At 54.0% G+C, this 24376-nt stretch carries 21 protein-coding genes; 14 read left to right on the forward strand and 7 right to left on the reverse strand.

Annotation, left to right across the window (positions count from 1 at the left end):
- The first annotated feature begins 30 nt into the window (after window positions 1-30).
- The 5 genes from H7U12_RS12660 to H7U12_RS12680 all read left to right on the forward strand — a co-directional run bounded on the left by H7U12_RS12660 (window position 31) and on the right by H7U12_RS12680 (window position 6993).
- Window positions 31-1314 carry a M16 family metallopeptidase gene (locus H7U12_RS12660; RefSeq protein WP_186638469.1) on the forward strand — a complete coding sequence of 428 codons (1284 nt, stop codon included), beginning with the start codon at window positions 31-33 and terminating at the stop codon, window positions 1312-1314.
- Between the two features lie 321 nt (window positions 1315-1635).
- Window positions 1636-2118, forward strand: coding sequence for a 2-C-methyl-D-erythritol 2,4-cyclodiphosphate synthase (gene ispF, locus H7U12_RS12665; protein WP_186638470.1), 483 nt, complete (start codon window positions 1636-1638; stop codon window positions 2116-2118).
- A gap of 134 nt (window positions 2119-2252) precedes the next feature.
- The gene (locus H7U12_RS12670; RefSeq protein ID WP_186638471.1) at window positions 2253-3908 is read left to right on the forward strand and encodes a M28 family peptidase; all 1656 of its coding nucleotides are present in this window, start codon (window positions 2253-2255) and stop codon (window positions 3906-3908) included.
- A 227-nt stretch (window positions 3909-4135) separates the two neighbouring features.
- A complete protein-coding gene (locus tag H7U12_RS12675; protein ID WP_186638472.1) occupies window positions 4136-5353 on the forward strand; it encodes a thioredoxin family protein in 1218 nt (405 codons plus the stop codon).
- A gap of 257 nt (window positions 5354-5610) precedes the next feature.
- Window positions 5611-6993 carry a LutB/LldF family L-lactate oxidation iron-sulfur protein gene (locus H7U12_RS12680; protein ID WP_186638473.1) on the forward strand — a complete coding sequence of 461 codons (1383 nt, stop codon included), beginning with the start codon at window positions 5611-5613 and terminating at the stop codon, window positions 6991-6993.
- A 96-nt stretch (window positions 6994-7089) separates the two neighbouring features.
- Here H7U12_RS12680 and H7U12_RS12685 read toward each other — a convergent pair whose 3' ends face one another.
- The 4 genes from H7U12_RS12685 to H7U12_RS12700 all read right to left on the reverse strand — a co-directional run bounded on the left by H7U12_RS12685 (window position 7090) and on the right by H7U12_RS12700 (window position 11790).
- The gene (locus H7U12_RS12685) at window positions 7090-7326 is read right to left on the reverse strand and encodes a hypothetical protein (protein WP_186638474.1); all 237 of its coding nucleotides are present in this window, start codon (window positions 7324-7326) and stop codon (window positions 7090-7092) included.
- Window positions 7327-7441: 115 nt separating this feature from the next.
- Window positions 7442-8518, reverse strand: a complete 1077-nt coding sequence (locus H7U12_RS12690) for an aminotransferase class V-fold PLP-dependent enzyme (protein ID WP_186638475.1) — start codon at window positions 8516-8518, stop codon at window positions 7442-7444.
- Between the two features lie 242 nt (window positions 8519-8760).
- Window positions 8761-10653 (reverse strand): phosphoglycerate dehydrogenase, encoded by a 1893-nt coding sequence (gene serA, locus H7U12_RS12695; RefSeq protein ID WP_186638476.1) that lies wholly within the window; start codon window positions 10651-10653, stop codon window positions 8761-8763.
- Window positions 10654-10833: 180 nt separating this feature from the next.
- On the reverse strand, window positions 10834-11790 hold the full coding sequence (locus tag H7U12_RS12700; RefSeq protein ID WP_186638477.1) for an asparagine synthetase A: 957 nt from the start codon (window positions 11788-11790) through the stop codon (window positions 10834-10836).
- 162 nt (window positions 11791-11952) lie between these two features.
- Between H7U12_RS12700 and H7U12_RS12705 the strand changes: the two genes are divergently transcribed.
- The 4 genes from H7U12_RS12705 (at window position 11953) to H7U12_RS12720 (ending at window position 15820) form a co-directional block, all read left to right on the forward strand.
- The gene (locus H7U12_RS12705; protein WP_062543670.1) at window positions 11953-12417 is read left to right on the forward strand and encodes an Lrp/AsnC ligand binding domain-containing protein; all 465 of its coding nucleotides are present in this window, start codon (window positions 11953-11955) and stop codon (window positions 12415-12417) included.
- Window positions 12418-12506: 89 nt separating this feature from the next.
- Entirely contained in the window at window positions 12507-13385 is an 879-nt protein-coding gene (locus H7U12_RS12710) for a glycerophosphodiester phosphodiesterase (RefSeq protein WP_186638479.1), read from the forward strand.
- A 587-nt stretch (window positions 13386-13972) separates the two neighbouring features.
- The gene (locus tag H7U12_RS12715) at window positions 13973-15169 is read left to right on the forward strand and encodes a cation:proton antiporter domain-containing protein (protein ID WP_186638481.1); all 1197 of its coding nucleotides are present in this window, start codon (window positions 13973-13975) and stop codon (window positions 15167-15169) included.
- Window positions 15170-15271: 102 nt separating this feature from the next.
- Entirely contained in the window at window positions 15272-15820 is a 549-nt protein-coding gene (locus H7U12_RS12720; protein WP_186638483.1) for a hypothetical protein, read from the forward strand.
- A 162-nt stretch (window positions 15821-15982) separates the two neighbouring features.
- Here H7U12_RS12720 and sdaAA read toward each other — a convergent pair whose 3' ends face one another.
- Window positions 15983-16888, reverse strand: a complete 906-nt coding sequence (gene sdaAA, locus H7U12_RS12725; RefSeq protein ID WP_186638488.1) for an L-serine ammonia-lyase, iron-sulfur-dependent, subunit alpha — start codon at window positions 16886-16888, stop codon at window positions 15983-15985.
- A 220-nt stretch (window positions 16889-17108) separates the two neighbouring features.
- Here sdaAA and H7U12_RS12730 point away from each other — a divergent pair, with 220 nt between their 5' ends.
- A complete protein-coding gene (locus H7U12_RS12730) occupies window positions 17109-17660 on the forward strand; it encodes a Crp/Fnr family transcriptional regulator (protein ID WP_186638489.1) in 552 nt (183 codons plus the stop codon).
- A gap of 64 nt (window positions 17661-17724) precedes the next feature.
- Complete coding sequence (locus H7U12_RS12735; RefSeq protein ID WP_186638490.1) at window positions 17725-18294, forward strand: DinB family protein; 570 nt, start codon at window positions 17725-17727, stop codon at window positions 18292-18294.
- Window positions 18295-18324: 30 nt separating this feature from the next.
- On the opposite strand, the gene H7U12_RS12740 is transcribed toward H7U12_RS12735, so the two are convergent.
- Window positions 18325-19755: a thioredoxin-like domain-containing protein gene (locus tag H7U12_RS12740; RefSeq protein WP_186638491.1), complete on the reverse strand. Its 1431-nt coding sequence runs from the start codon at window positions 19753-19755 to the stop codon at window positions 18325-18327.
- 556 nt (window positions 19756-20311) lie between these two features.
- On the opposite strand from H7U12_RS12740, the gene H7U12_RS12745 reads away from it, so the two are divergent.
- The 3 genes from H7U12_RS12745 to H7U12_RS12755 all read left to right on the forward strand — a co-directional run bounded on the left by H7U12_RS12745 (window position 20312) and on the right by H7U12_RS12755 (window position 23377).
- Window positions 20312-20776, forward strand: a complete 465-nt coding sequence (locus H7U12_RS12745; protein WP_186638492.1) for a hypothetical protein — start codon at window positions 20312-20314, stop codon at window positions 20774-20776.
- Between the two features lie 194 nt (window positions 20777-20970).
- Window positions 20971-21759 (forward strand): phosphatase PAP2 family protein, encoded by a 789-nt coding sequence (locus H7U12_RS12750; RefSeq protein ID WP_241749343.1) that lies wholly within the window; start codon window positions 20971-20973, stop codon window positions 21757-21759.
- A gap of 106 nt (window positions 21760-21865) precedes the next feature.
- Window positions 21866-23377, forward strand: coding sequence for an NAD(P)H-hydrate dehydratase (locus H7U12_RS12755; protein ID WP_186638494.1), 1512 nt, complete (start codon window positions 21866-21868; stop codon window positions 23375-23377).
- Between the two features lie 136 nt (window positions 23378-23513).
- Here H7U12_RS12755 and H7U12_RS12760 read toward each other — a convergent pair whose 3' ends face one another.
- The gene (locus H7U12_RS12760) at window positions 23514-24362 is read right to left on the reverse strand and encodes a UbiA prenyltransferase family protein (protein ID WP_186638496.1); all 849 of its coding nucleotides are present in this window, start codon (window positions 24360-24362) and stop codon (window positions 23514-23516) included.
- Window positions 24363-24376: the final 14 nt, after the last annotated feature.

Consider the following 24376-nt stretch of genomic DNA (forward strand, 5'->3'; position numbering starts at 1 on the left):
TTTCAGAAGGAGCATCTTTATTAGACTTGTATGATTCATTACAAAGAATTCACCTTAGATAACGGCCTTCACTGCATTGTGCACGAAGACTTCACCACGCCGCTGGCGGTCCTGAACGTGCTCTACAACGTGGGCTCCCGCGATGAAGACGAGCAGCACACCGGGTTTGCCCACCTGTTTGAGCACCTGATGTTCAGCGGATCGGTGAACGTACCCAACTATGATGAGCCCCTGCAGCAGGCCGGCGGAGAGAACAATGCCTTCACCTCGCCGGATATCACCAACTACTACCTCACCGTGCCCGCCCAGAACATTGAGACCGGTTTCTGGTTGGAATCTGACCGCATGCTGGACCTGGCGTTCAGCGAGAACGGCCTGGAGGTGCAGCGCAAAGTGGTGGTAGAAGAGTTCAAGCAGAACTACCTGAACCAACCTTACGGCGATGTCTGGCTGAAGCTTCGGCCGCTGGCTTACCAGCAGCACCCGTACAAATGGGCCACCATCGGCAAAGAGGTGAGCCACATTGAGAACGCGGTGATGGACGATGTCCGGGCCTTTTTCAAGAAACACTACTCGCCCGCCAACGCCGTTCTGGTACTGGCCGGCAACATCACCTTTGAGCGCGCCAAAGAACTTTCCGAGAAATGGTTCGGGCCGATTCCGGGCGGTGTAAAATATGAGCGCAACCTGCCGCAGGAGCCTCGCCAAACCGAAGCCCGCTTCCTGGAAGTGGAGGCCGAGGTGCCGCTGACCGCCCTTTACAAAGCCTACCACATGCCCGCCCGCACCAGCCCCGATTATTACGCCGCCGATTTGCTGAGCGATGTGCTGGGCCACGGCGATTCTTCGCGGCTGTACAATGAGCTGGTGAAAGAGCAGAAACTGTTCAACTCCATCTCTTCGTTTGTGACCGGCTCCATGGAACCGGGCCTGTTGGTGATCCAGGGCAAACTGAACGTGGGCGTGGACCCGCAGGTCGCCAATGCCGCCGTGGAAACCATCGTGGCCCAGATCAGGGCCGAGCACGTGAGCGAGGAAGAACTGCAGAAGGTGAAAAACAAGGCCGAGACCTCCATCGTCTTCTCGGAGATTGAACTGCTGAACCGCGCCATGAACCTGGCCGTGGGCAAACTGATGGGCAATCCCAACCACATCAACGAAGAAGGCTACCTGGTGCAGGCCGTCACCTCAGACGCCATCTACCAACAGGCCCAGGAAATCCTGCGGCCTGAGAACTGCTCCACCCTGCTCTACAAAGCCGCCCCCGGCAGCGAGGCGCAGGAAGAACTGGAAGAAGTCTTGGAAGAGGAATAAGCTGTTTTGGGGCTGTTTTCTGTAAAACGGCCCCAAAACAGCTCAGCGCTTCTTTCACCCATTTGTCATCCTGAAAGGATCTTGGGCGCGAACGGCAGCAGCGTTTAAAACCGGCTTTTCTATTTGCGCCTTTGTTGGTGTTATCACCAACAAGCCTTAGGGCAGCTATTGGCAAGGCCAGCGTTCAACTGCTGCTTGGTGATAACACCAACCAGGGCACCATTCGCCCGCAAGATTTTCCAGGATGACAGGGAGGTTTTTAATTATTACGCTATCTTAATTTAGTCTAGCAGCGAACATCCAGCTACTAGCATCTACACTATGAGCTTTAACATTAGAACCGGCTTCGGCTATGACGTGCACCAGTTGCAGGAAGGATTGGACTTCTGGCTAGGCGGCATCAAAGTACCCCACACTCACGGTGCCCTGGGCCACTCAGACGCCGATGTCCTGATCCACGTTATCTGCGATGCCCTGCTGGGTGCCGCCAACCTGCGCGACATCGGGTTCCACTTCTCAGACAAAGACCCGCAGTACAAGGGCATCGACAGCAAGATCCTGCTGCGCGAGGTCATGAAGCTGATCCGGGAGAAAGGCTATGAAGTGGGCAACATTGACTCTACCATCTGCCTGCAGGAGCCCAAGGTGAACCCGCACATCCCGGCCATGAAAATGTGTCTGGCGCAGGTGATGGGCATTCCGGAGGACGATATCTCCATCAAGGCCACCACCACCGAGCAGCTGGGCTTTGTGGGCAAGAAAGAAGGCGTGGCCGCCTACGCTACCGTCCTGATCCACAAATAGCCGCTCATCTGGCAAGACTTAGGCTTCGTTTTTGCCTTTGTTTCGCAAAAATGGCCCTAAAACAGCTATCGTTTGTTCGTTACCCGAAAATTCAGTAGCATTAAGGTCTTATATCAGTACAACAAACAATCTCAATGAAAAAGCATTTGTACACGTTGGGCATGGCCGCCGCTTTCCTGTCGGCTTGTTCTTCGTCCCAAACTCCTTCGGCGTCCAACACCGGGGGTGCTACCGCGGGTAGCAGTGCCGCGGCCGGTTCCGGTGCCCTTGCCGCTAACCCCACGCAGTACGCCAACACCATCACCGCCGCCGACATGGAGAAATACCTGCGCGTGCTGGCCTCCGATTCTCTGGAAGGCCGCGAAACCGGTGAGCGCGGACAGAAAATGGCGGCTGAGTACATCGCCAACCACTTCAAGGCAAACGGCGTTCCGGGCCCGGTAAAAACAGGCTCTAATCCTTATTATCAAACGTTTGACCTGGAGAAAAGCACCTGGGGCGAAGGCTACGTGACCGTGGGTTCCAAGCGGTTCACCATGGGCAAAGACTTTTTCGTGCTGGGCGCCTCGCCGTACCAGAACGAGGAAACCGCGCAGGTGGTGTTTGCCGGCTACGGCATTGACGAATCGGCGTACTCAGACTACACCAACCTGGACGTGACCGGCAAAGCCGTGGTCGTGCTGGCCGGCGAGCCGAAGAAAGCCGATGGCAAGTACCTCCTCAGCGGCACCGACAAAATGAGCACATGGAGCCAGGACGCCCGCACCAAAGCCGCCGCCGCCACCAAGAAAGGCGCGAAGAGCGTGTTGGTGGTAATGGGTACTACGGATGCCGAGTTCCAGCAGATGACCGCCCGCTACGCCGGCATGTTGACGCGTCCGTCCATCGGGTTCGGGACCTCTACCGCCGCGCCGCGTGCCGCCAACATTTACGTGTCGCCTTCTATGGCTGCCGCTTTGTTGAACACCAAGCCTGAGCAACTGGCTTCTTACGGAGCCTCGGTCTCCAAAGCTGGCAAAGTAGTGGCCTCGCCGTACAAAGCGGCTACCAACGTGAAAATCAAAACGGCCCGCAACAAGCAGCCGCTCCCTACCGAGAACGTGTTGGGTTACATTGAGGGCTCTGACCTGAAAGACCAACTCATTGTCATCAGCTCGCACTATGACCACGAAGGCATCAAAGACGGCAAGGTGTACAACGGCGCCAACGACGATGGCTCCGGCACCATGGCGGTGATGGAACTGGCCCAGGCCTTCGCGCAGGCGAAGAAAAACGGCCACGGACCGCGCCGCAGCATCCTGTTCCTGACGGTAACCGCCGAGGAAAAAGGCCTGCTGGGTTCTGAGTACTACACTGAAAACCCAATTTTCCCGCTGGAGAACACCGTAGCTGACCTGAACATTGACATGATTGGCCGACATGACAAAGAGCACGAAGGCAAGCCAGACTACATCTACGTGATCGGGTCAGACAAGCTTTCCTCAGAATTGCACGCGATTTCTGAAAACGCCAATAAAACGTACACGAACATCGACCTGGACTATACCTTCAATGACCCCAACGACCCGAACCGGTTCTACTATCGTTCAGACCACTATAACTTCGCGAAGCACAAAATTCCCGTTGCCTTCTACTTCAACGGCGTGCACGAAGATTACCACCAGCCCACCGATGACGTGGAGAAGATCAACTTCCAGTCCGCTGAGAAAGTGGCCCGCCTGGTGTTCTACACCGCTTGGGACCTGGCCAACCGCACCGAGCGCATCAAAGTAGACAGCAATAAGAAATAAGCGGAGCTTATTTCAGTTCTGAGTCTGGAGTGCTGAGTTATAACACGCTGGATTCAGGAAGAAACAAAAAAAGGAGAGGCGACGGTCTCTCCTTTTTTTGTTTCTTCTTCTCCGCTGGTATAAGCCTGATTCAGATGATTCTCTGTATCTTAATCAAAATTATAGCCGATATCCTCCATTGCCACAACAGCTTACCTGTAGAGCGATGGTAATCTATAGCGTAAAGTATGTCCCCATTTCATAAAAGAATTTATTCTGGAATCAGCTTAGTCTTGCTCCTTTTCGGCTGCCTCTTTCAGGTGCAAGCCCAGAAGAAACCAGGCATTGCCTTTCTAGCTGCCTCCTCCTGGGAGAAAGTGCTTGCCAAAGCCAAACAAGAGCGGAAAGCTGTTTTCCTGTATGTGTCAACGCCCGGTTGCCGGCATTGCGCGCACATGGAGAAAGACATCTTCCCGATGCCGGAAGTTGCCCGCTTCTACAACGCCACGTTTGTAAGCCATAAGATCAACATTGAAGACAAAGCGCAGGGAGAAGCCCTGGCGAAACAGTACGGCATCACAGCCTATCCCACTTACCTGTATCTGAGCAAAGACGGAGAACTTTTGCACCAGAGCGGCGGCAGCAAACCTGCGGCGGAATTCATCTTAGACGGTAAAAATGCTTTCGACCCTACCAAAGCCCTCCTCTCCCTCAAAAGAAGGTATGATACCGGCGACAGGTCCCCTTCCCTCCTGTTCCATTACAGCAATGCCTTAAACCTGGCTCACCAGGCCAACAGCCCGAAGGAAACCGTAGTGGCAGAATACCTGGCCACCCAAACACCCCAGCAACTAGCGTCTGAAGAGAACCTACGCTATCTCTTCTCCCAATACCTGGGTTTCCACTCCCCTGCCACGCAGTATTTTCTACGGAACCAACCTCGGTTTTCGCCTTTGTTCAAAGAAGAAGAAGTGGCCCATAAGGCCAAAAGGATTATCACCAACACCGCCCAACACGCCGGCACGCAAAACGATACGCGTTTGCTCCAGGAGGTAAAGCACGCCATTGCCGCCCATTTCAAAGACACTAGTCAACTCTCGGCTCTGACCACCATCTACTTTTACGCCGGTCGGCACGACTGGCTCCCCTATGCCAAAGCGACATTAGAGTACAGCCAGACGAAAGCAAACGGTGATTGGCAAACCTTGTACGAAAGCGCCATGTACCTGAATGCCTTCGCCGAGGACAAAGAAGCGCTTAGCCTCGGGGCAAAGATCATGCAGCAGGTTATTCCCTTGCATAAGAATTACGAGAACCTTTACCTGTATGCCCAACTCCTGCAAAAAACCGGCAACTACTCCTTAGCGCTGCAAACAGCCAAAGAAGCCATCGCCGTGGCGGCACAACACAATGAAGACTCCCGCCAGGCCAGAGACCTGCAAATGAAGCTGGAATCCCGGAAATAACGACTCTTACCCGGCAGCTGTTTTGGCCCTGTTTTCAGAAAAAGCCCCTTTAAACGCATAGCTTCTTCCTGTTTTCCGTTAGAAGTGCAGGAAAGGAACCTGATCAAATCAGGGAAGCGCCAAGGCGATGCCTGAATCTTGCCATGCGTTTGCGCTTACCATGCCTATTTGCGGCAAAGGTTCGTTAATTTTGCAGTGGCTCTATTTATCTGTAGCTTGGCCAAATAGAGCTTTCTCACCTATACCGGAGAACACACTTGAGCACTAAACTGAAACAGTTTCTGCTGGACGCAGAAGATAAAGCCTTTGACCTGGAGCACCGGCAGAAGATTCGCTTCAACATTGGCAAATACAACGCCGCCGTGCAGAACGGCATGAGCGCCTACGAGCACCATGAACTGGCGCGGGAGCGGGCCTCATTTCTCAAAACCCAGACCATCAACAACCTGGACAAGTACCTGGTGGAGTTTGAGAACAACTTCAGCAAACGGGGCGGAAAAGTGATCTGGGCGCAGAACGCTGAGGAAGCCCTGCGCGAGATTGGCACCATCATGAAGCGCAAGCGCGCCAAATCAGTGGTGAAGTCCAAGTCCATGAGTACCGAGGAAATCCACCTGAACGATTTTCTGGAGAAGAACGGCGTGGAAACCGTGGAGACGGACCTGGGCGAGTACATTGTGCAGCTGGCCGGTCAGCGGCCGTACCACATTGTGACCCCCGCCATGCACATGTCCAAGAAGGACATTTCGGAGCTGTTTTCTGAAAAACTGGGCATTCCGCCCACCGATGACGCCCAGCAACTGGTGCTCACCGCCCGAAAACTGCTGCGCGAGAAATATACGCAGGCCGAGGTTGGTATCAGCGGCGCCAACTTCCTGATCGCGGACATCGGCGGCATCGCCGTGACCGAGAACGAAGGGAATGCGCGCCTCTCCACCACCTTCCCCAAAACGCACATCGCCATTGTGGGCATCGAGAAGCTGATTCCGTCCATGCTGGACCTGGATTTGTTCTGGCCTTTGCTCAGCACCAGCGGTACCGGCCAAAACGTGACCATCTACAACACCATTCTCACTGGTCCGCGCCAGCCCACCGAGAAAGACGGCCCCGAGGAGATGTACGTGGTACTGCTGGACAACGGCCGCACGAACCTCTTGGCCCAACCAGAGCAGCGCGAAGCCCTGAACTGCATCCGGTGCGGGGCTTGCCTCAACGTGTGCCCGGTGTACAAGAACATTGGCGGCCATACCTATGAAACTACTTACAGCGGGCCCATTGGCTCGGTGATTACGCCGCACCTGGCGGGCATGGAAGAACACAAACACCTGAGCTACGCCAGCTCGCTGTGCGGCGCCTGTACCAGCGTGTGCCCGGTGAAGATCAACCTGCACAACCTGCTTTTGCTCAACCGCAGACAGAGCGTAGACGAAGGCCTGGTGGACAAGAACGAGAAACTGGCTTTTAGATTCTGGGCGAAAGGCATGCAAAATCGCAGGCTCCTGAACTTCGCGCCGGCCTCGGTCAAGAACTTCGTTCTGGGGCACGTGCAGAAAGAGACCTGGAGCAAACGCCGCGAACCGCTGGTAGCCGCCCCGCTTTCGTTTAATGAGATGTGGCGAAAACAACGCAAAAACTCCTAGAAACAGAAAACGCCTTCCAGATTCGGAAGGCGTTTTTGTTGGTAAGTTGTTACCGCCTGTTGACGGCCTAAAAAGGCCACGCCAGCAAGCCAACGCTTAGCGGGCAGCTATTGACTGGAAGAAGGACTTCTTTTTACGGGTAGAAGTGGCACGCTTCTTTACATAACTTCCATTGTTCCGTTTGATCTGCTTGTATCTGGCCATAGACCCTTTTTTCTTTTTGAAGAAGGGAAGCCCTTCACCGGCAAGAGCTGAATCTGACGCAGCAGACGCGACAGGGGAGAAAGAAACCGCAAAAGCGCAAAGCATTAAAGTAAGTAAATACTTCTTCATGAGGAGCGTGTTAGTTTAGTTATATAATAGTGTATTTATACTCAAAACTATAGCTAAAGTTTAACTATACCAAGTATTAGTTTAAACCAAATAACACATTCCTGTTAACATACAATTAGATACGCTTCAGTGCCTGTACTAAAATTTCTACTTCCTGTTCTAAAACAGCCGGAAAATTGGCGATTCTGATCTGTTTGTCTTTAAATGCCCCATACCCGCTGCCTACTACAATTCCTTGTTTTTTTACTATCGAAATAATTTCAGCGGCGGGGCGGTCCAGCACATCGGCCACCACTACCGTGGGAGATCTATGCGTTTTCTCCTGCACGAACGGCGAGAACAAAGCACTCTCCTCCAGAAAGGAATAAAGCTGTTGCGCCTTGGCCTCCGTCTCGCGCCGGATCACCTCTACGCCTTTGGCCAGCATGTCTTCCACCACGTGCGCCAGCAGGTAAATGTCCAGCACATTGGGCGTGCTGGGCGTCTGAAACTGCTGGTACTGCTCTTGCAGCGAAGCAAGACTGTGGTGCCCGCCAGTATATTGCTTTCCTTCCAGAGAAGCGGCTTTCTGGCGGCAACGCTCATTCACCAGCCACACCCCAAGGCCGGCCGGCAAACCAAACCCCTTCTGCACCGAGAAGAACGCCATGTCAATTTTAGAAAAGTCCAGCGCCGCATACGGAGCCCCGGATACGATGTCCACGGAGATCAACGGCTCAGGATAGCGCTGGCGCAGGGCATGAATGTCTTCTACCGGCATGCACACCCCGGAACTGGTTTCGTTCTGGGTGATGGCCAGCAACTCTGTCCCGTCGGGCACCTGCACATCCTCCAGGGAAAATCCCTGCCCGAAGGGCACCTGCAACACCTGCGCGTTCCGGCCCAGCCACTTGGCATGGTCCAGGTACTTTTTGGAGAAGGAGCCGTTCACCAGGTGGTAAGTATTTTGCGCCGTGAGGCTCTGCAGGCTGCGCTCCCAGATCTCCGTGGCCGAGCCGGTGAAGTAAATGGAATAATCATCGGGTAGCTGGAACAGCGCCCGCAACCCGGCATCGGCGCGGCGGTACAGATCTTTGAACGCCTGGCTCCGGTGCGACTGGGAGAACACCTGCTGCTCTAACGCATTTTGCAAATGACCTGCCACTGTGGGGTACAGTTGCGCCGGGCCGGGAGTGAAATAAACAGAAGCCATAGTTGATGGAGTGAATGAATGGTTGAGCGATGGATTAAATAAAAGAAGGAGCCTTCTATCTCCTGAAACTTAAATATTGGGAAGAAAGGCAGCTGAAAAGCAAGAGCCGTTTTGATGCCATTTCCTGGAAAACAGCTTTAAAACGGCTCTTGCACTTTATATCTACCTCTGGCGTACGTTTAGGGCCCATTTTCCTGAAAACAGCCCTAAAACTACCAGACAATTCTACTACTTGCTACTCTTTAGTACAGCGTCCGGGATTTGATGGTATCCGGGATCTGCTTCAGTTGCTGGATAACCGAACGGTCATACTTGGTGTCTACATCGGTGATCACGTACCCGATGGTCTCGTTCGTTTTCAGGTACTGGCCCAGGATGTTGATCTGGTTCTCGGCCAGGGTGTTGTTAATCTTGGCCAGAATGCCCGGCACGTTGCGGTGGATGTGGATCAGGCGATGCGCGTTGCGCAAAGCCGGCAACTGCAGGTTAGGGAAGTTCACGCTGTTGTAAGAGCCGCCGGTATTCACGTAGTCAATCATCTTGGACGGCACGTACTGCGCGATGTTCTCCTGCGCCTCCTCGGTGCTGCCGCCCACGTGCGGACTCAGCAACGTATTGGGCAATCCGCGGAGCGCCGACTCAAACCGCTCCTGGTTGTTCTTGGGCTCATACGGGAACACGTCTACCGCGCAGCCTCTAATCTTGCCGCTCTTGATATTCTCAGCGAGGGCCTCAATGTCCACCACGTGGCCGCGGGCCAGGTTCAGGAACAGCACGCCCGGCTTCATTAACTCAAATTCCTTGGGGCCGATGATGTTTTTGTTGCTGGCGCGGCCATCTACGTGCAGCGTCACTATATCAGCCAGAGCCAGCAGCTCGGCTAACGAATGGCAGACTTTGGCATTGCCCAGGGCCAGCTTGTCTACCACGTCATAGAAGTAGACCTCCATGCCCAGGCTCTCCGCTAGCACAGACAGTTGCGACCCGATGTTGCCGTACCCGATGATGCCCAGTTTCTTGCCCCGGATCTCGTTGGAACCCTTGGCAGATTTGTCCCACTCACCTTCGTGCAGGCGGTTGCTTTTCTCCACCAGTCCGCGGGAAAGCATGATGATCTCGCCAATGGCCATTTCCACCACGCTGCGGGTATTGCTGTACGGCGCGTTGAATACCACAATACCGCGCTCGGTGCAGGTCTGCAGGTCTATCTGGTTGGTGCCGATGCAGAACGCGCCCACGGCCATCAGCCTGGGGGCCGCCGCAATGGCTTTGGCGGTTAACTGCGTTTTAGACCGGATGCAGAGAATGGCCACGTCGTGCAACTGCTCGCAGAGTTCGTCTTCCTCCAGCGCCCCGGCCACTACTTCTACCTGGTACCCTTCCTGCCTAAACATGTTGATGGCTCGTTCATGGATGCCTTCCAGTACCAGCACCTTGATGCGGTTCTTAGGATAGGAGAGCGCGCTGGGCAGTTTGTTCACGTACAGGAACTCGTCCAGGCTGGGCGTCACGTGATCGGCTTTGCCTACCACGCTGTCGCGGCTCACGTTCTCAGTGAAGGCGTAGAATTTATCGGCGATGCCGGCTTCTTTGATTTCGTAATCGGTATATCCGTCCCCAATGACGTAGACCTCGCCGGGCAGGTTCAGCGATTTGATCTGCTTGGCTTTGCCCTGGTTCTGGGTGAGCACGTTGTCGCGGTCGAATCCGGTGATGTTGCCGTTCTCGTCATACGTGAAACTGTTGGCGAACACGTTCTCGGGCTTCACGCCCAACTCCCGCACAATGGGCACGATGAACTCCTTGAATCCGTTGGAGATGATGTAAATATCGTCTTTGAAGGCCTCAAAAAAAGCCTTGTTGTGCTTGAATGACTCAGAGATCTGGCCGCGCAGGTGCTCAATGAGGGTGTCTAGATGCTCGCGGTTGGCGCTGAGCAGGGCCAGGCGTTGGTCCAGGGAATCTACCAACGGGATTTCGCCTTCCATGCCCAGGTCTGTGATGCGCTGGATCTCAGCAAGTACTTTTTGCCGGCGTACCGGGTCTGGAATGCAGATGGCGCAAAGTTCGTCCAGGGCTTCCACCTTGGTGAAGGTACTGTCAAAGTCAATGATAAAGTGCTTGTGCGTACTCATGGAGTAGGAGTTTACGAGGCGATGGGGAAATCTGCCGCCGCCTCTGGTTTCCGGTTTGCCGCCCCAACAGGAACGGCGCCCCAATATCGGGGAGTATACCGTCAAATGAAAAACGTTTTGGGGCTGTTTTTCACAAAACAGCCCCAAAACCGAAATATGCCGTTAAAAATCTGCTGTTCTTCAGAAAAGGGCGGGCATGCCTGGCCGGCGGCAGAACGGGGTCACGTCGTTGATGTCCTTGATGCGGCAGATGTAGCGGGCCATGCGCTCCACCCCAAAACCGGCCCCGGCCGAGAGCGGCAACAGCTGTTGCCGGGCCACCTCCAGGTAATGCGTAAACGCCTCCTTGCTGGCTCCGGTCTCATCCATCCGCTTCAGGATCTGGTGGTATTCGTTCTCGCGCTCCGCCCCAGACAGGCCCTCGCCGAAGCCTTCGGGCCAGATGAGATCATAGTTCAGGTACGTGCCCGGGTTGGCGGGGTCTTCTTTGTCATAGAACTCGCGGCGGTGGTTCAGGAGCCAGAAGGGCGCGGCCGCTTCTTTGGATTTGAGGTGCTCATAGTCCGGGCCATACTGGGCCTCCAGCTCCTGGGTGCGGAACACCTCCAGCGGACCAAACGCGGGCAACCCCTCAGGGCGGTACTTGGCCACTGTCTCCGGAAGGTCTCTGTTCACCGCCCAAAAGACGTAATTCAACAAATCTTCCATGAACGCCCGCACAAAAGCCCCATCTTTGTCCCAGAATTCAAAGTCTACCTGGGTGAACTCAAACAGATGGCGGCCCGTAAATGCACGGTCAGCGAACTCTAACCGAACATTAGGCGAAACGATGTACAAAGACTCCAGTTCTGGGTTCAACAGCGCCAGTTGCTTATGGAAGATCATGGATTTGGTCAGGCTCCAGCGGCCGCCGGCATACGAGATAGCCGCGTCTACCACGCCGTGGTTCAGGGGATCTGTGATGGGCGAGAGCATAACCGGCATCAGCTGCACCAGGCCGCGCTCAAACATGAACTGGTGCACCGCCCTGATAATGGCCTGCTGCACCTTGAGCACATCTACCACTGCAGGACCCCGCAATTGGCCCAAAGTTTGGTCTAAACTCACCTTGATATCCTCAATCAAATCGGTTTGCATATAACTTTTTATCAATATGTTAAACTTTAAACCTTTTTGTTATTACGAATATAACACAATTGTAAATAAATTGACAATTTGATAAATATATTTTTTGTATCTTAGCACATCTCTAAAGCGAGATGTTATTCGTTGTAGAATTGTTAAAACTAGATCTATAAAATGGCCCAAGTTTCAGAAATTGATAATCTTGACAGAAGAATTCTTTCCATGCTCATGTTAGACGCCACCCGGGCTTACACTGATATAGCGAAGGAATTACAAGTTTCTGGGGGTACCGTACACGTGCGCATGAAAAAGTTGGAAGATTTAGGGGTGATCAAAGGATCGCACCTCTTTATTAACCCCAACGCAGTAGGCTATGACATCTGCGCCTTTATTGGTATCTACCTGGAGAAAGGCTCAGCTTACCAGACCGCGGTGACCGCCATGCGGCAGGTGCCCGAGATTGTGGAAATGCACTACACCACCGGTCAGTGGAGCATGTTCGCCAAAATTATCTGCCGTGACACCCTGCACCTGCGCGAAGTATTGAACGAGAAGATACAAGCCATTGAGGGCGTGGAGCGCACTGAGACCTTTATTTCTTTGGAAGAAAGCATTACCCGCCAGGTAGATATTTTGTAATTCCTATAAATGCTTTCTGCGGCCATTGGCCGAATACAAAAACTGTATTAACTTACATTGCTGAAGTCTACAGATAGACCGGCGCGTCTATGAGCGAACGATCTGGAACAGGTAAAATACCCGTATGGAGCAGGCTGGTTCCCCTGCCCTTCCTGTTGTTTTGGATGTGTGCCTGCGGCGATGCCGGCACCCCTGAAAAAGGAATCACGCTGAAGAAAAATGCCCGCAAGGTGAGCGTCATTGCCCACCGCGGCGCCTCTGGCCTGGCCCCGGAGAACACCCTGGCCGCCGTCAGGAAAGCCATGGAAACCGATGCCGACTTCATTGAGGTAGACGTTCACCAAAGCAAAGACAACGAGGTAGTGGTGATCCATGACGCCACCCTTGACCGCACCACCACCGGCACCGGCCGCGTGTCTGATTTCACGCTGGCAGAACTCGAGAAACTGGATGCCGGCATTAAGCTGGACTCGGCTTTTGCGGGGGAGCGCATTCCTACGCTGGCGCAGGTCTTGAAAGCGGTGAAAGGTAAAAAAAAGCTGCTCATTGAACTCAAAAAAGGCGAAGACGACTATTACCCGGGGCTGGAGGAGAACACCCTGCGGCTCATCCGGGAAAACCGCGCCGAGGAATGGTGCGTGCTCCAGTCGTTCTACGACCCCATTCTGGAACGCATCTGGAAAGCGGATTTCGTGATTCAGACGCACAAACTGATGGTGGGCAAGATTCCGTTCCTGCCTATCTTCATTGACCACGAACTCAAATTTGGCGGCTTTGACCGCTACTCAGAAGCCACGGCTATCAATGTGCATCGCTACTTCGCCTCCAAGGCCTTTATCAAGTCACTGCACCATCAAGGCTTCAAAACTTTCATCTGGACCGAGGACAAACCAAGGAACATCCAGGAACTCTTTGAAATAGGAGCCGATGGCGTGATGACCAACCACCCGGAGCTGATCACGAGGTAAGTGCCTGTTTTAAGCCTAATATCCTTAAAACGGCCCAGAAACGGCAGAAAGCCTACTACATCCGTTCATCCGTTTAGGACCTGTTTTCTTTAAAACAGCCTTAAAACGCCGGGTCCGCTTCTATAAGCAGAAGCGGCCCCGGCTTTTTCATTTCCGCTCTTAGTAATACTAGTTAAGCCGCTTTCCGCTTCGTGCCTGGATTCCTTCTGGCCTAGATTTCGCATATCGGCACATCAGTCTTTGAACAACAACTCGTTCTTCTTACCTAAGCCACAAGCGCGCAACGCACAAAAGAGCATTAAGGTCAATCTGGGGCAAGACACATGGTTTTAGGAGGAAAATTACAGCATGTTTTAACCCAAAGAGCGGAATACCTCGGTTTACTTTCTTCCAGCGGTCATCTTCTTAGCCAGGATAAAAAGCGTTATCTCTGAGAAGGGTTGTGTACCTTAGTAGTGGAAAAAAGCCGATCTGGAAACATTTACCCCTGTTCATCGCTTCTTTCTTCCGATACTTTAGAAATACGAGGTTCATTTTCCCATCTGCGGAGGGCCACTTTCGTATATTTATTCACCTAACCGCCCGGCATGATATTAGACGCCTATACCTTTCTGATCATTCTTAGCAGCCTCATCATTCTTTCCTATGTCTTTGATGTGGTGGCGAAACGATCTAAGATACCATCCGTCATTCTGCTGCTCTTCACGGGCATTCTCCTGCAGGTCCTTGCTACGTATTTCAACGTCTCCCTGCCGGGCCTGCGCAACATTCTGGAACTGTTTGGCATCATCGGACTTATTCTGATTGTACTGGAGGGCGCGCTGGACCTGGAACTTAGCCGCGACAAGCTCCCCCTCATCCGGAAAACCCTGCTGACTGCCACGCTTACCCTGCTCATCACGGCGGCGCTGATTGCCTGGTTTATCAATTTCTGGCTGGATGTGCCGTATCAGATGGCCATTGTCAACGCTATTCCGCTGGCGGTGATCAGCAGCGCCATTGCCATTCCCAGCGTGAGCAACCTTTCTGCTGAGAAAAAGGAATTCATCGTCTACGAAGCTACTTTTTCAGACATCATCGGGATTGTGGCCTTCAACTTCGCCGTCCAGAACGAGCAGGTTGGGGTGGGCTCTTTTGTGACGCTGGCCGTGGATCTGGTGAGTATCTTCCTGATCTCCGTGGTGTGCTGTCTTATTCTGCTGTTTTTCGTGGACAAGATCAAAAGCCACATCAAGTTCTTCCTGATCATCGCCATCCTGATTCTGCTTTACTCCATCGGGAAGAAACTGCATCTGTCCTCGCTGCTCATGGTGCTGTGTTTCGGGCTGATGCTGAACAATGCCGCGCTCTTTATCAAAGATCGGCTGGGCAAATTCATCAACTTAACCTCGCTGCAGGCCGAAATCATCCAGCTCAAGCAGATCAACGGCGAGAGCGCCTTCGTGATCAGGACCTTCTTTTTCCTGCTGTTCGGGTTTTCCATCAATCTGCAGGAACTCTACCAGCTGGATGTCTGGGTCATGGGCTTCACTATTTTCTCCATCATTCTGCTGGTGCGGTTTGCGTACCTGCAGTACATTGCACGGGTACCGCTCATCCCAGAGCTTTTCATCGCGCCCCGAGGGCTCATCACCATTCTGCTGTTCTTCAGCATTCCGCCGCAATATGACATTGCGGGCATGACCGAGAGCGTGCTTTTCTTTGTGGTGCTGCTCTCCAGTCTGCTCATGATGCTGGGCCTGATGCTGACCAAAAACAGCGTGAGCAACATCCCCAACTATTAAGCGAGCGCAGAAGAAACCTGCCGTTTAGGGTGGCTTCTGCGTTCACGCGGATAAGCTGGTTTCCGGCTGGTGTTCTTCCGTAAAAAGGTGTAGATTTGAACTATGGGAAAAGCACTAGCCATTTTCATCTTGGGAGTTCTCGGCTCCTTCTCGGTCAGGGGGCAAATCAGGGCCGGCCAACCGTTGGACAGAGCCGAGTTGCCCCCTGTCCTGACGCCGCCGCCAATGCTAGGAGTCGTTTCCATGTCCAGCACTCCTCTGTTGCTGCTGGGCTCCCAGGAAACCTCCTACGGTTCTTTGCTGGTAGATCCCAAGGAAATCATAGTGGTGCAAGTCTACAAAGACTCCGCGGTGCTGGCCGAGATGGGGCGCAAAGCCCAAAACGGAGTGGTGCAGATTACCCTTAAAAACAAGAAACCGCTCCTTAAACTGGAAGACGTGCTGGATTACTTTGAGGTGCCACCCGCCCAACGGCAACTGCGCGTGTTGGTGAACAAACACCCCGTGAACAGCGCCCATTTCCTAGCCGATCTCAAGCGAATCGCCAAGGTGGAGGTCATTACGCAGGACAAGATAACGCCCTACCGCCTCAGTTGGGATGAAAATGAGCAATTCCTGAACATCGTGACGGTGCAGCAGTCGCTGCTGTAAAGAAATTATCATTGGGGTGGACAAACCCTTGTGGTTGTCCTTTGCGTTGAGCCCCATAAGGGCAACCACAAGGGATTGCCCCTACATGCGCTTTGCCGAAAGGCAGAAACAGCAATCCCGGTTTAAGGCCTGTTTTCTGAAAACAGGCCTTAAACCGGGGACTCACTCACTGTCTTCATCCGGTAGGATTTCCACGTCCTGCACCAGCACCAGGTTTTCAATCTCGCGGCCTTTGGGAGTGTTGGCTAAGCCGCCCAGAGCGGTTTCCTTGTACCTGGTTTCCATGCTTTGCCCTACCTCGCCCAGCGCCATCACGCACTGGTCCACCGGAATGACGGGATTTACCCCGGCAATGGCAATCTGGGCGCTGGAGAACGCGATAGCCGCCGCACTGGCGTTACGCACAATACACGGCACCTCCACCAAACCGGCCACGGGGTCACAGATCAACCCCAGCATGCATTGGATGGTAATGGCCACGGCCGCAAACGCCTGCTCCACGGTGCCGCCCAGGCAGTACACAATGGCTCCGGCCCCCATGGCGGCGGCACTGCCGGTTTCGGCCTGGCAACCACCTACGGCACCGGCCAAAGATGCATTGGTTTCAATAATGAGCGCGATGCCCGCGGCCACCAGCAATCCCTCCAGAATCTTGCGGTCATCCAGGTGGTGCAGGTCCTGGATGGTGGTTAAGATGCCGGGCAAGATACCCGAGGCACCGGCCGTAGGAGCCGCCACTACCCGGCCCATGCACGAGTTTACCTCCTTAGCCCCCAGGGCCCGGCTGATGAGCTGCTGAAACTCAGGTGACAGTACCGTAACCGGCGCGGCCGCTACTTTCTTAGCCCCGTTGTTCACCATGCCTGAGCGGGAGGTCATGTCTTGCGTGAGCCCGGTTTTCACGGCATCTTTCATCACGTCGTACGCCCGCTGCAGACCGTCCCAGATCTCTTCCTCAGACCGGCCTTTCTGTTCTATCTCATAGCCCAGCACCGCCTGGTACAACGGTTCTCCCGTGGTCTGGCAGTGCTCTCCCCAACTCGCGAAATCATTAAAAAGTAGTGCCATATCTTGCGTGTATGCTCTGATGCCAAATCTCTTCACTTCCTGTACAAAGCTCTTGTTCGTTGAACAAACGAGCCTTTATGAAAGGGTTCAGTCTTTAAAATTACGTGAAAGAAAAGAGATAATCAGTATCCTTGGGTATACGCAGGAGAAAAAAACCTAACATTAGTTTTCATCCTGTTTTTGGCTTATTTTTAAGTAAACAGCCCTAAAACAGAACCGTATGCTGGCCTCGCTGCTGAACCAGGTTCCATTCTTCTCCCCCGATGACGTGGAAGCCTTTCTGCCCTTATGGAAGAAGCGCTACACGGTGAACCGCGGCGACTTCCTCATCCGGACGGGGCAGGTGGAGCAGCATCTGTATTTTGTGGAAAGCGGCACCCTGCGGCTGTACCTGCCCACCCCGCAAGAAGAGATCTGCGTGGGATTTGCCTACCCCAACACCTTGATCACCTCGTTCCCTTCGCTAGTGACCCAAACGCCCTCCCAGTACTGCATCCAAGCCCTGCGGAGAAGCGAGTTGCTGGCCATCTCGAAAACTGATTTTGACCTGATTCAGGAAAAACGGCCCGTATTCGGGAAGTTCTGGCGCCTGGAACTGGAGAAGGCCTTGGTGGGCAAGATAGAACGCGAAGTAGACCTGCAACTCCCCGATCCTGCCCAGCGCCTGGATCGTCTGCTGCGCCGGAGTCCGCATATCTTTCAGCTGGTGCCTAAGAAGTACATCGCCTCTTACCTTCGCATGACCCCTGAGACCCTGAGCCGCATCATGTAAATCTTGATCTGAATCAAGGTTTGGCACCGTTCAGGGCGCTAGCTTTGGTAAAAAGATAAACGTCATGAAACCAGCACCTTTCCTAACCCAACTGCAGGAGCAGGCCCACGCCCAGCAAGAGATTATCCGGTCAGAGTTTCTTCCGGCGGATGCTGCGGCCCTTAATTTCAAGCCCCACGCCTCCGGGTGGAGCGTTCTGGAATGTGTAGAGCACCTCAACCGCTACAGCCGGTTTTATCTGCCCCACCTGGAGCGCGCCATCACTATCACTCAGCAGCCACTCCTTTCCCAGGCCGTGCGCTACTCCTGGATAGGCAGAAAGTCCCTTGATGTGGTGAACCCCCTCGGCAGCAAGAAATACAAGACCCTGAAGCACCTGAACCCGCATAACAGCCATCTCACGCCCCAGGTACTGGACGAGTTCCTGCAGCACCAGGACAAGCTGCTCCACCTGCTGGAAGCCGCTGCCAAAGCAGATCTCAACAAAAAAGCCATTCCGGTGGAGTTCTTCCGATTGCTCAAAATGCGCTTGGGCGAAGCGCTGGAGTTCCTACTTCTGCACCAGCAGCGCCATCTGCTACAAGCCCAACGCGCGAAGGAACAGGCCCGGCACTCTATCTGCCTGGTGGTGTGAAAAACCGGCTCTCCAGCCCTGGCAGACAGATTATTCCACCGGCACCATGGCTTTGATGGCTACTATTTCCCGCTCGCCGGTTTCCAGGTTCACCTTCCAGAGTTGGTGGGCGTTGGTGTTAGTTATCCACAGAAAACCGTTGTGGAAAAGTACGTCGTTGGGTTCGTCTAAACCGCCTACAATGGTCTTGATGCGCTCTTTGGCCAGGTTAAGCTCCTTAACTTTGCCGTTGTAGGTATCTGCCAAGTAGAGGTTTCCGTTATGGGCCGTGATGCCCATGCAATGCTGCAGATACGCCTCGTCAAAGTAGCCGTCTTCATCCCCGAACTCAAAGAGCCCGCGGCCGATGAGCGTAGAAACCCGGCCTTTCTCCAGGTGTACCGCGCGCACGGCACTGGCCTCGGGGTCTGCCACGTACAGGGTGTGATCGATGAGGGTGAGGCCGCTGGGCTGGTTGAAAGCCGCTTCGGGCAGCGTTCCATCGGCGAGGGCCTCGCGGCCGGTTCCCGCAAACCGGTACACCTTTTCGGTGTGTAGGTCCATGCGCAGGATCTGGTGATTCCCGGCGCTGGCTATATAGAGCTGATTTCCGTCAATGACCAAATCCCAGGGACTGTTGGGGTTCACGGGCACGCCAATTTCCTCGTGGAAAAAGTAATAGCTCAATTCACCCGTTCCGGCCACTGTTTTCACCTGCTTCTGCACCAGGTCTACCTTCCGGAGGGCGTTGTTCTTGGCATCGGCTACGTAGAGGAACTGCCCGTGCAAGGCCAGACCGTGCGGCTCATGGAAAGTAGCCTCCTCCGCAGGTCCGTCCGTGAAGCCTTGCTGGCCACTGCCAATCACTTCCAGCACATGACCGGCGGTATCCAGTTTCAGAATCTGGTTATGGCCACTGTCAGAAAGATAAAGATTGCCTTCTGGGTCCGCGATCATCTTAGAAGGAAACCGCAGGGCAGAGGCCTCGGTTGTTTCGGGTTTAAAGCGGTAGGGCTCCAGGTTTAAGCGTCCCTGGAACGTCTCAATCAGGTCATCCAGGTGCGGTTTGATGATGTCATAGATGCCCTCGCCGGAGCGTTGCCCCACCACTTTGCCATCGGGGTCAATGAGAGCCACCGTAGGCCAGGCGTTGACGGCGTATTGTTTCCACACCTCAAAATCAGCGTCGTTCACCACGGGGTGCTCAATCCCGAACTTAAGGATGGCCTGCCGGATGGCGTCTTTTCTTTTCTCGGCCTCGAACTTGGCGGAGTGCACGCCAATCACGACCAACTCGTTGGGATATTCCTGCTCCAGGCGCTTCAGATCAGGCAAGATGTGCTGGCAGTTGATGCACCCGAAGGTCCAGAAATCCAGCAGAACAATTTTACCCCGGAAGTCTCGCAGGGTGTACGACCGATTCACATTCAGCCAACCGTGGCGGGTATTTATCTCGGGGGCGTTGACACGTCCGGTAAGCATAGGCTCTTCACTTATTGTAAATAATAAAGTTAATATAGGATTTAACTTTTAATAAAATCAACTCAGCCGATAAAAATCTTCGCTTTTGCTCTTCTTCTCTCTTTCCGGCACACTACTTTGAAAAGCGTAATTCATCTTAAGAAATTGAGTATCAACAGGTATTGTCTTCCCAAAGCTCACCAGTCGTTTTGGGCCTCTTTTCAAGAAAACCCCTCTTTTTCAGAGAACCAGGTTCAAACGCGCTCCATCTGGGCAGGCGTTTGCAAGCACGGGTCTACGTGTTCCATTTACCGCATGTTTTAAGGAAAAAGGGCTTAAAACAGAAATACCCTGAAGGTCAGGGCTCAAGAAGTAATGAAGGTGCTGGGAAGTTCGCTTCCAAAAAGAGAAGTTCCTGAAGGGGTAGTATAGCCAAATCGCTACCATACTGTGCCTCCACGAGGCAAGTGTCTGCCTATGTTGAGTGTGCTCTAATTATAGTACCTTTAGCGGAGGAGTAAGCAAGCACCTGGGCAACAGGCAAGTCAGATCTCAAATAGCAGTCAGCACACAAAAAATGAAAAAAGCACTAGACTTTATGGCCCTGCTGTTGGGCATCAGGACAGCCAACAACACCGATGGTCATCGGCGGAGTCCTATCATTAGGTGGAGAACCTGGTTTCCTCTCCTAAAATGGACTTTTTCTCTGCTGCTGGGTGGCTTTTTATTGCTCCTGCTCCTCAGCTTACTCACTGATTCTTACGTGAAACAAAGGAACACCAGCCAGAAACTGAATCGACTGGGCGTGGCAATTGTGAAGTACCACCAGACCCAAACCCGCTGGCCTCTTACGTTAGAGGAAGTAGTGGCAAACAGTCCCGTGCTGCGTGATTTGACCGTGGACAGCTGGGGAAAAGCCATTCTCTATCAGCCTAACCCCGCCCGCCAGACCTTCTCCCTGACCTCGAGCGGCAAAGACCAGCAACTGAACACCCCCGATGACCTGGTGCAGGTGATTCAGACGATGAACCGCCAGGACTAACCTGCGTTTAGGGGCTGGTGACGCGCCTCCCAATACAGGAGGGCACTCCCAAAACTTCTCGGCCCGACTTGCGTTTTTATGACTGTTTTGAGAAAACAAGCTTACAACGCCGCTGGTTGGGTAATGAAGAGGACGGTGTCTGTAGGGAGATGTGTCACCATAATTTCTATCTATCACGTAAATCTTTACCCAACTTGAACATTAAACTATTCCTGTCCACCTCGCTGCTGTGGCTTTCTGTGTCTGCGGGAGTGGTAGCTCAAACTCCAGTTGCGGACACCGTAACCACTACATCGGCTCAGGCCGCTCAATCGGCCACGCAGGCCGAGGAGAAACCCAGAACCAAACAGTACCTGAAGCGCGCAGTGCTTCCGTCGGCTATCTTAATTGCCGCTGGTATTTCCACCATCAAAGACCGGGGCTTTTACAGCAGTTATGACGCCAGCCGAGACGCCAGGAAAGCTTTCCCCCACTTCAGCACCAAGATTGATGACTATCTGTTTTTCGTGCCCATTGTAGGTCTGTATGGGTTCACGGCCTTTTCAGAGGAAAACAAACATGACATCCGGCGCCAGACGGGTTTATTGCTGGCTTCCGGCGCGCTCACAACGGTGGTGATCTATCCCATGAAAATCTGGACAGCGCAGGAAAGGCCCAACGGCTTGCCCCGGGCGTTCCCCTCAGGCCACACGGCCTATGCGTTCACCATTGCCACCATCGTAGACAAAGAATTCCGGCACAAAAGCAAGTGGATTAGTATTGGTAGCTACACCATTGCCTCGGCCACGGGCGTGATGCGGGTCCTGAACAACGAACACTGGATGGCCGATGTCTTGGCCGGCGCGGGCATTGGCATTCTCTCCGTGAACACCGTTTACTTTCTGCATGACCGCCTCCTGCGCAACAAAGGCCTGAACGCCTCCATCACCCCAGCCGTTTTACCGGGCGGCCGATTGGGTCTGGGCATGGGCTTGCAGTTCTGATGATGGCTGATTAATGGCTGTTTTTGTCAAAAGGGCCCGAAAACAGCGTATAATGACCTTGAGCAGTCTTATCCGTTTAGGAACAATCAGGTATTAACCAGCAACCATGAAAATACTCACCGCCGCCCAGACCCGCGCCGCCGATGCTTTCACCATTGCGCAGGAGCCCATCTCTTCCCTTGATCTGATGGAGCGCGCCTCCTGGGCCTTGGTGCAGTGGCTGAAACAGAGGTATTCGGCGGCAGTTCCTGTTTTCGTTTTCTGCGGCCCCGGCAATAACGGCGGCGATGGCTTGGCGGCCGCCCGCCTGCTTCATCAGGATGGCTATGACGTGCAGGTTTTCCTGATTGAAACCGGCCAGAGCGCTTCCGCAGACTTTACCCAGAATCTGCAGCGTCTGCCCAGCGCCATCGCGGTGAACCGGCTCCAGCGCCTAGAAGATTTACCGCCAGGGTTGCCGCCTCAGGCACTCGTATTGGACGGACTGTTTGGCTCGGGGCTTTCCCGGCCCTTGGAAGGTCTGTACGCCCAGGTAGTCACGTATCTGAACCAGCAGCCCGCCACTATTCTTTCCATCGATATCCCCTCGGGGCTGTTCGCCGATGCGCCTACTCCCTCCGGCAGCGCCGTTATTCAGGCCGATGTCACGCTCACCTTTGAGCGGCCTAAACTGGCGTTTCTGATGCCCCATTCGGGGGGTTATGCCGGCGAGTGGCACGTGCTTCCTATTGGGCTGCATGAAGATTTCCTGAACCAGGTGGAGTCTCCGTACCAGGTTCTCCTGCCCGAGGCCTTCCAGACCATCCTTCGTCCCAGATCAAAGTTTTCGCACAAAGGCACATTTGGGCACGCTCTGCTGGTGGGCGGAAGTTACGGGAAGATGGGGGCCATTACCATGAGTGCGCACGCGGCGTTGCGGGCGGGCGTAGGGCTCCTGACCGTGCAGGTTCCCCAAAGCGGCTATTCCATTCTCCAGACAACAGTGCCAGAGGCGATGGTGTTGACCGATGATCATGAACGGCACCTTTCCCAGTTCCCGGAGGACCTCACGAAGTACCAGTGCCTGGGCATTGGGCCAGGCTTTGGCCAAGCCGAAGACACCCGTCTGGCCCTGGAGAGTCTGTTCCGCCAAAAGCTGCCGCCGCTGGTGCTGGATGCCGATGCCCTGAACCTACTGGCCGCGGACCGTTTACTGCGCCAGCAACTGCCCCCTGATAGTATCTTAACGCCGCACCCCAAGGAATTTGAACGGCTCACCGGCCCGGCCTCGGATGATTTCCACCGGCTGCAACTACTACAAAACTTCTGTTCCGAACACGCCTGCTATGTCATCCTGAAAGGGGCCCACTCCTGCATCGGGACCCCGTCTGGCGAGTTCTATTTCAACACCACCGGCAACCCGGGCATGGCGACGGGCGGCTCCGGTGACGTGCTCACGGGCATTTTGACGGGGTTACGGGCGCAAGGGTACTCTCCTTTAGAGGCTTGTCAACTGGGGGTTTACCTGCACGGGCTGGCCGGCGATCTAGCGGCTGAAGCAGTAGGAGAAGATTCACTCATCGCCTCGGATCTATATAACTACCTGGGCGCGGCTTTTCTACAAATCAGACACTCCTGAACCATTTCCGGCGCTGGCTTTTTAGGCTTAGTTTCAGGAAATCAGGTCAAAAACAGAGAATGCGTTTCAGCGGCCTTTTGCCGATTTCGGCCTTAAAACGCTGCGAGGTAGTAATAGTTTTACTTGGGGAAGACGCTTACGTCAAGAGCCAGACCAGCAGGAATTGCAGCATCATCATCCCATCGGTGAGAAGCATGAAGTAATAAGGAGATCGGTATTCGTGCGCGTTCCAGACTACCAGAGCGGCCGCTACCCCCGCCAAGCCCAAGGCGATGCGCATGTGCAGCACGGTTCCGGCGGGTACCAGCAGCACAAACAGGAACAAGAAAACCAGGGCCAGCTTTTTGGTGTTCTGAACGCCCCATCTGGTTGGGAACGTCACGGTCTGGGTCAGTTTATCTTTGTTTATGTCCCGGATATCGAAAACGAGGGTCAAAGCGAACAGAAACAGAAAGCGCCGCACAAAAAGGATGAGACTGTCTGAGGAGAACAGGTCATGGCCCACCTCGGTGAGGGGCAGTTGCACGGTAATGGCGGTCCAGACGTAGGCAATCAGGAAAACTTTGAGGTACGGGATATCGCGCAGCGGAATGAAACGCTCCCCCTCCGGCACCACTGGCACCGAGTACAGGCCCGCAATCACCAGCAGATGCAGCAGAAACCAGAAATTCAGCTCAAAAATAGCCGTCCAGTACAGGAAGATGGCACAGAGGGCACTGCCCACGGCCATAAAGATCAGCTCTAACCGGTTCGATTTCACCCACTCCAGGCGAGGGGTCAGAGGCACGTCCTGGTTGAATTTGTAAGGCAGCAGGCTGTCTGCGTTGTAGACAAACAAGGTGGCGAAGAAGACCATGGCTCCCAGTCGCAAAGAAATGGGGATTCCGCTGAGCAGATAGGTCTCCCCCACCAGTGCGGCGGCGCACAGGGAGATGAACATATTGCTGTACAGAATGAAATCAAGGACTTTTTGGGGGACCCTCATGTGATCTTACTGGT

It is taken from the genome of Rufibacter sediminis, from assembly GCF_014269285.1.
GTDB classification, from domain to species: Bacteria; Bacteroidota; Bacteroidia; order Cytophagales; family Hymenobacteraceae; genus Nibribacter; species Nibribacter sediminis.

What these genes read in the sequence shown, in the direction of transcription:
- H7U12_RS12660 (WP_186638469.1), top strand. Translation starts at nt 31, where the DNA reads ATGATTCATTACAAAGAATTCACCTTAGATAACGGCCTTCACTGCATT.
- ispF (WP_186638470.1), top strand. Translation starts at nt 1,636, where the DNA reads ATGAGCTTTAACATTAGAACCGGCTTCGGCTATGACGTGCACCAGTTG.
- H7U12_RS12670 (WP_186638471.1), top strand. Translation starts at nt 2,253, where the DNA reads ATGAAAAAGCATTTGTACACGTTGGGCATGGCCGCCGCTTTCCTGTCG.
- H7U12_RS12675 (WP_186638472.1), top strand. Translation starts at nt 4,136, where the DNA reads ATGTCCCCATTTCATAAAAGAATTTATTCTGGAATCAGCTTAGTCTTG.
- H7U12_RS12685 (WP_186638474.1), bottom strand. Translation starts at nt 7,326, where the DNA reads ATGAAGAAGTATTTACTTACTTTAATGCTTTGCGCTTTTGCGGTTTCT.
- H7U12_RS12690 (WP_186638475.1), bottom strand. Translation starts at nt 8,518, where the DNA reads ATGGCTTCTGTTTATTTCACTCCCGGCCCGGCGCAACTGTACCCCACA.
- serA (WP_186638476.1), bottom strand. Translation starts at nt 10,653, where the DNA reads ATGAGTACGCACAAGCACTTTATCATTGACTTTGACAGTACCTTCACC.
- H7U12_RS12700 (WP_186638477.1), bottom strand. Translation starts at nt 11,790, where the DNA reads ATGCAAACCGATTTGATTGAGGATATCAAGGTGAGTTTAGACCAAACT.
- H7U12_RS12705 (WP_062543670.1), top strand. Translation starts at nt 11,953, where the DNA reads ATGGCCCAAGTTTCAGAAATTGATAATCTTGACAGAAGAATTCTTTCC.
- H7U12_RS12710 (WP_186638479.1), top strand. Translation starts at nt 12,507, where the DNA reads ATGAGCGAACGATCTGGAACAGGTAAAATACCCGTATGGAGCAGGCTG.
- H7U12_RS12715 (WP_186638481.1), top strand. Translation starts at nt 13,973, where the DNA reads ATGATATTAGACGCCTATACCTTTCTGATCATTCTTAGCAGCCTCATC.
- H7U12_RS12720 (WP_186638483.1), top strand. Translation starts at nt 15,272, where the DNA reads ATGGGAAAAGCACTAGCCATTTTCATCTTGGGAGTTCTCGGCTCCTTC.
- sdaAA (WP_186638488.1), bottom strand. Translation starts at nt 16,888, where the DNA reads ATGGCACTACTTTTTAATGATTTCGCGAGTTGGGGAGAGCACTGCCAG.
- H7U12_RS12730 (WP_186638489.1), top strand. Translation starts at nt 17,109, where the DNA reads ATGCTGGCCTCGCTGCTGAACCAGGTTCCATTCTTCTCCCCCGATGAC.
- H7U12_RS12735 (WP_186638490.1), top strand. Translation starts at nt 17,725, where the DNA reads ATGAAACCAGCACCTTTCCTAACCCAACTGCAGGAGCAGGCCCACGCC.
- H7U12_RS12740 (WP_186638491.1), bottom strand. Translation starts at nt 19,755, where the DNA reads ATGCTTACCGGACGTGTCAACGCCCCCGAGATAAATACCCGCCACGGT.
- H7U12_RS12745 (WP_186638492.1), top strand. Translation starts at nt 20,312, where the DNA reads ATGAAAAAAGCACTAGACTTTATGGCCCTGCTGTTGGGCATCAGGACA.
- H7U12_RS12755 (WP_186638494.1), top strand. Translation starts at nt 21,866, where the DNA reads ATGAAAATACTCACCGCCGCCCAGACCCGCGCCGCCGATGCTTTCACC.
- H7U12_RS12760 (WP_186638496.1), bottom strand. Translation starts at nt 24,362, where the DNA reads ATGAGGGTCCCCCAAAAAGTCCTTGATTTCATTCTGTACAGCAATATG.